Annotated in this window: 3 protein-coding genes; 2 read left to right on the top strand and 1 reads right to left on the bottom strand. The window is 59.3% G+C overall.

All coding sequences use genetic code 11. The features are described from left to right. Positions 1–664 (bottom strand): endonuclease III (gene nth / locus V6C16_RS11665; protein ID WP_333543280.1); only part of this gene is annotated, 664 nt, incomplete at its 3' end. A gap of 123 nt (positions 665–787) precedes the next feature. Here nth and cutA point away from each other — a divergent pair. Further along, positions 788–1111, top strand: a complete 324-nt coding sequence (gene cutA / locus V6C16_RS11660) for a divalent-cation tolerance protein CutA (RefSeq protein WP_333536086.1) — start codon at positions 788–790, stop codon at positions 1109–1111. Between the two features lie 326 nt (positions 1112–1437). Then, the coding region (locus tag V6C16_RS11655; RefSeq protein ID WP_333543279.1) for a carbohydrate kinase family protein at positions 1438–2187 on the top strand (750 nt) is incomplete at its 3' end.

Below are 2187 nucleotides of genomic sequence, written 5' to 3'. Positions count from 1 at the left end.
GGGCCGGGCGCGGTGTTTTGGGCGGCTCCAGCCTGGGGCAGAAATCCGCCATCTCACACTGCTCGCACAGGGGCTTGCGCGCCTCGCAAACTTCGCGTCCGAACCAGACCATGCGGTGGTTTACGTCGCCCCATTCCTCACGGGGAAAAAGGGCCATAAGGTCGCGCTCCACAACAACGGGGTCCGTAGATTCGGTCAGGCCGAGCCTGTGGCTGATGCGCTTGACGTGCGTGTCCACCGCCAGACCCTCATTGATGCCGAAAGCGCCGAACAGCACCACATTGGCCGTCTTGCGCGCCACGCCTGGCAGGGTGATGAGTTCTTCAAGGCTGTCGGGAATCCGGCCGCCGTAAACCTCACATACGCGGGCAGCCGCGCCCAGCAGGTTTTTGGCCTTGCTGTGGTAAAAGCCAGTGGAGCGTATGACCGCCTCCAGCTCTTCCACCGGAACCCCCACAAGGTCGGCGGGGCCGGGCCAGCGGCGGAACAGTTCCGGGGTGACGGTGTTGACCCGGGCGTCCGTACATTGAGCCGCCAGCACCGTAGCCACCAGCAACTGCCACGCGGTTTCGGCATCCAGGTGGGTATGGGGGGCGGGGTAGCGGGCTCGCAGGGCTTCAAGAACTTTTTGCGCCCGAGCCGGGCGGGAATTTTTCACGCTCATGTCCGTCCTATGCCACAGGCGTCGGCAGCCTGCAAGCCTTGGCGGGAGCGGTTCGCGCCCTCTTTGTTTTTTGCGTGTTTGGGTATAAGCTGCCTCGAAAAGATCTGCTGTACGGGAGCGATCATGTCCTATCTGGTCTATGTTACCGCGCCTCATGAAGAGCTTGCCCTTGATCTTGCCCGCATGCTGGTGGAGCGGAATCTTGCCGCCGGGGTGAATATCGTGCCCGGAGCGCGCTCCATTTACCGTTGGCGCGGCCAGGTGCATGATGCCGGGGAATGCCTGCTGCTGGCCCAGGTAAGCCGCGAGGCGCTGCCAGCCTTTGAGGCCGCCGTGAAAAGCGTACACAGCTATGAGGTTCCCTGTATTGTGGCCCTGCCCATAGAGGCCGGTCATGAGCCGTACCTGCGCTGGATCAGGGAAAACAGCCGTCCGCCTTTGCCCTAGAGGCAGAGTAACTTTGAAATGCTTCATATTTCAAAGCTTTCATTCAGCCGAAAATGCAATTTTCGACTGAATCCAAGCCACGTTGTGGCGCGCTGCACTTTCGTGCAGCGTTAGAGCATGTACATTTTTTCAAGTTAAAACGGCTCTAGAAAATTTTTGTTTTGAAAACATTTGGCTGTTCCGGGCGGATTTTTTATAAAATCCGCGCCGCGAAGATTTCGGCATAACCGTGCCCCTTGCGGGTCTGGCGCGAACAGAAAGCGCGCGGAACCTGAGCAGCGGCGCAGAGCCCATTGCATCCGTTCACCCCATAACGAGAGGAACTCATGTCCATTTACGTTTCCGGTTCTCTGGCGTTTGACCGCATCATGACCTTCCCCGGCAATTTTCAGGACCATATCCTTATGGACAAGCTGCACATGATCAATGTCAGCTTTATGGTGGACGGCATGGACGAGCGCCGGGGCGGCTGCGCGGGCAATATTGCCTATTCCCTTGCCCTGCTTGAGGAAAAGCCCGTTATTGTCGCCGCCGCCGGACGCGATTTTGATTCTTACGCACAGACCCTCGCGGCCCACGGCCTGCCGCTGGACGGCATACGTCGTGCTGACGAGGTGTTCACGGCCCTGTGCTACATTACCACAGACCTGAACAGCAACCAGATTACGGGTTTTTATCCCGGGGCCATGAGCCTGCCCGCGCTTTATGATTTTCCCGCTCTTGACCCGGCAAGGGATATTGCCATCGTATCGCCCGGCAACCTGGACGACATGCGCCGGCTGCCCCGTTTTTATCGTGAAAAGGGCGTTCCCTATATCTTTGATCCCGGCCAGCAGTTGCCTGTGCTGACCGCCGAGGAGCTGCTTGACGCTATCGGGGGTTCCCTGGCCTGCATTACCAACGACTATGAGCTGAACATGATCTGCAAGGCCACGGGCAAAAGCGAAGAAGAAATTGCCGCCAGCACGCGCTGGCTTGTGACCACCCTGGGCGCAGAAGGCGCACAGGTGCGCGGCAACCACGGCGAAAACGTGCGCATTGCGCCTGTTCCCGTTGCAAGGGTGCTGGACCCCACC

This window comes from Desulfovibrio sp. 1188_IL3213 (genome assembly GCF_036763145.1).
GTDB lineage: Bacteria > Desulfobacterota > Desulfovibrionia > Desulfovibrionales > Desulfovibrionaceae > Desulfovibrio.
Note: the sequence above shows the minus strand (reverse complement) of the source record. Positions and strands in the feature narration are given on the sequence as shown.

Bases quoted from the DNA above. Each gene is read 5' to 3' on its own strand.
- cutA (WP_333536086.1), top strand. From the start codon at position 788: ATGTCCTATCTGGTCTATGTTACCGCGCCTCATGAAGAGCTTGCCCTT.